This is a genomic window from Nostoc flagelliforme FACHB-838 (assembly GCF_014698065.1).
Classification (GTDB): Bacteria; Cyanobacteriota; Cyanobacteriia; order Cyanobacteriales; family Nostocaceae; genus Nostoc; species Nostoc flagelliforme_B.
The window spans coordinates 1-3,295 of the sequence record NZ_JACJSI010000543.1 but is presented as its reverse complement, the minus strand read 5'-3'; the positions used below and the strand labels follow the sequence as shown (position 1 = coordinate 3,295).

Sequence of the window (3,295 nt, the reverse complement as noted above, 5' to 3'; positions counted from 1 at the left end):
CATTTTTTTTGAACACAATCGAGTACTTCAAACGATGTTGCCTCTGGTTTTAAACTTTTTCTTGCCAAGTTTTTGCACCATTATTTCGCTACAAGGTCAAGATTACAGGATTTTTACTCTTCTCTAGTAAGTTTTGCCACGCTAGGCCTTTTCTCACTTGTCAGACTAAAGATTTCTTAAACCTCTGTATTTGTTGCGGGTAGGAGAATTTTCTGTTGATAGTCGCCTACTTGAAGTGCAGTGTTACTTGCTGTACTTTGTGTCATGATTATATTTATTCGAGACTAAACTCGTTGGCGATTGCAATTCTTTTGGTGTGCAATCGCCTTTCTCACTTCCAGAACTAAGCCGCTACTGTCGCTCTGACTCCCAACGACGCAATCACAATTTCAGCACTAGCAGCTACACGATTGACTCCATACTGTCTTGGTCTTACGTACCAACCCTCTTCATCCCAACCACCGAAGCCAACTAACTTGCCCTGGCAATAGACTTTCGTACTAAATACTAGATAGTCAATCTCACCGTGATACAAACCAAAAACAGTGCAAGCTTCTTTCAACTCAGACTCCAAGCGCTGATTCCTTTCTCGTGGGGTTTCTGGTAGCGTTGCTTTGACCTCTGCAACTCTTGTAGCAAACCAGTTTCTGTCAAAAGCTAGCCTTCCGCCTTCTACAAACTGCACCCATACCGTAATCCCACCTTCGATCCAGATGGTGCGAACTGATTCGGGTTGGACTTCGATAATCTCGCCAATGATACGACGGTCACGAGATGTCAGGGGGTCTTGGGTTGGGGCTACAGCTTCGGTTTGGGATTCGAGGTGGGTGTACAGTTCTGCTTGGGCGAGGGCTTGCTCATCAACAGAAGAACTAGGAATTGCTTGCTGTGTATGTGTTGTATACGTCATAATGAAAATCTCCGTAATAGGGGAAAAGGCGATCGCTGAGTTTTGCAGACAGTAGCGGTCGTCTTTGTTATGTGTGCAAACGACGTTGTGGTTTAGCACAACGCTCTCAAACTTGATTTGGCGTAGCCATATATTTGCGGCTCAAAGCCAGTGGCACTTGAGCGATACCAATACAGGAGATACAGCGTATCAGGCGACGTGTACTACTTCAAACGCTTCAACTGTCGTCCGTCGTCCTGCTGGTAATTTTTTATTAAGAACTCTCGCAACCCTTATCTACCTTTAGCAGCTTTGACTATCCACTACTTCTGTTACCTGGGGGTATTGTTCTGTTTTTTTCAAGGTTCAGTAAGGGCAACTTTTAGCGTTTGGGATGTTGGCAGTCCGCTTTTTTCTAGCCTTATGTACTAATAATACTGTCATTCAGTGGAGGTGTTAACTAATGGCAGCTATCGTCTAATGAGACTTAACTATCAAAATAGAAGTGGTTAATTAGTATCTCTTATCATTGAATGATAGTACCGTTCAGTGGTAGTAACATGGAGGACAGGAGTAGTAGGTAATGCCGATGATTAATGTTTTAAAGGATTTTTTGGCAACCAAAGGAGTAGAAACTGCTTATCAATTTCACAAAAAGACGGGATTACCTCAAGCAACGGCTTATCGCCTTTACAACAAACGGAATGTCTATCCTGATCAAAAAACTCAAGAAATTGTTTGTAGAGTCTTTGATGTTCAGCCTGGGGAATTTTTGCGATATGAACCCGATGATATTGGAAACGAATGTAGCCAATCCGATAAAAAGCCAACTCGTAGAACAAAAAGCTCCACAACAGAAGCACTTTTTGCTGCCGATGAACCCTCTAATTTAGTTAGGAAAGTAGCTTAAAGCGATCGCCGCCGTCCAAGCTATGCGATCGCCTGCTCAATCCGTTGATCACAAAGTGAGCTAATTATAATGCTGACATATTTTTGGAAAAATCTTCCAAATCAGCTGCTGGGTTCACTTTGGTTAAATTGCAACACTCCAATTTTCAAGCATTTACCATAGTGGGCAAGAGATATGCTGACACTAGATAGAGAACAAACAACAGCACTTGATTACAGTGTTGTCAACACCAGCATTCAGGAAACCTTCACCGCCATCGATAGGTTCGAGTGGCAAGCGGTAGATGAAATCCTACAGATGAGGGAACAGCAGCTTTACCTGCAAGCTGGCTATAAAAACTTTGAAGAATACTGCCAGCGTGAATTATACGCCTGGGGTGGATACCGACGAATCAACCAACTGCTAGGAGCCAAAAAGGTCATAGACGCAGTTGGCGAGTTGGGCGGACACATCAAAAACGAGCGTCAGGCTCGTCCGTTACTTCGCTTGGTTAAGGAACCAGAAAAACTTAAAGCTGCTGTATCCCTGGCTCTGAAAGATAACCCTGACCTAAGTGTTTCAGACTTTGCGGCTGCTGCAAATATTGTGGTTCCTCAACTTCCACGCAAAAAGCATATTGTTCAGGAACCAATGGTTCCCAAAATTGAAGAACCAGTGGTTCCTCAAAAAGCTATTGTCACAGTTTCACAACAGTCACACCCAAGGTATGGAGAAGAGGGAACCATTGAGGCAGACGCACCGAATCGCTGGCAGCAGATCGTCACTTTTGCTGATGGCGAGAGGTTGTTGATCAACAATGCTGATTTAGATGCCGCCAGTGTCTCATTTCCCAGAGAGCGCACTTACCCCGCAAAATATACGGAAGCGATCGCCCAAATCAAAGAGCAGCACCAGCAGGAACTAGAGCGCCTAGAGCAAGAACTGAGGATTGCCTTGCAAACAGAGGCCACAGCTAGAGCCGAAGAACAAGTACAAGAACAACTCTTATCCTTGCAACGACTGTTCAAGCAGCAGAAAGAGCAAAACATCCAGTTGCAGCAACGGCTGGATGAAATGGAGGGGTTGAGAAAGCTGGAGATTGAAAATCAACAACTTCAGCAGCGCATTCAGGAATTGGAAAACGCGGTTCAACAGCGCCCTTCGCAACAATGGGGGAATACCATGACCCAGCAAGCGACCAAAGCTTTAAACAAGCAAGTTAAACAAGCTCTGGAGAAAAGGATTGATCTGCGATCGCTAGCTCAGGAACCCCCAAAAGAAAATGCCCAAGAATGCTTACGACTCATGGGTATGGCGTTGAAGAATCTTGCCAGCGCAATGAACAACACCCAGGCGCTTGAAGCTGCTGCGATAATTCTGGGGAGTGAACGTGCGGGCTTTTGTACCATTGATTATGCAAGTGCTCAAATTACTCCAGATGGTACTTTACCTAATAACTCTAGCGTCACAAGAGAGGGCAACACCTTTAACATTACTGGAGGAACTCAAGCTGGTGG

General features: G+C 44.6%; 3 protein-coding genes. 2 read left to right on the top strand and 1 reads right to left on the bottom strand.

The features are described 5' to 3' along the window. Window positions 1–343: 343 nt before the first annotated feature. Window positions 344–910, bottom strand: a complete 567-nt coding sequence (locus H6G97_RS48370; protein ID WP_190947422.1) for a hypothetical protein — start codon at window positions 908–910, stop codon at window positions 344–346. A 562-nt stretch (window positions 911–1,472) separates the two neighbouring features. On the opposite strand from H6G97_RS48370, the gene H6G97_RS48365 reads away from it, so the two are divergent. Together H6G97_RS48365 and H6G97_RS48360 are read left to right on the top strand one after the other, a co-directional pair. Beyond that, window positions 1,473–1,799, top strand: a complete 327-nt coding sequence (locus H6G97_RS48365) for a helix-turn-helix domain-containing protein (protein WP_190947421.1) — start codon at window positions 1,473–1,475, stop codon at window positions 1,797–1,799. Between the two features lie 174 nt (window positions 1,800–1,973). Then, window positions 1,974–3,295 (top strand): hypothetical protein (locus tag H6G97_RS48360; RefSeq protein ID WP_242056140.1); only part of this gene is annotated, 1,322 nt, incomplete at its 3' end.

Bases quoted from the DNA above. Each gene is read 5' to 3' on its own strand.
- H6G97_RS48365 (WP_190947421.1), top strand. From the start codon at position 1,473: ATGCCGATGATTAATGTTTTAAAGGATTTTTTGGCAACCAAAGGAGTA.
- H6G97_RS48370 (WP_190947422.1), bottom strand. From the start codon at position 910: ATGACGTATACAACACATACACAGCAAGCAATTCCTAGTTCTTCTGTT.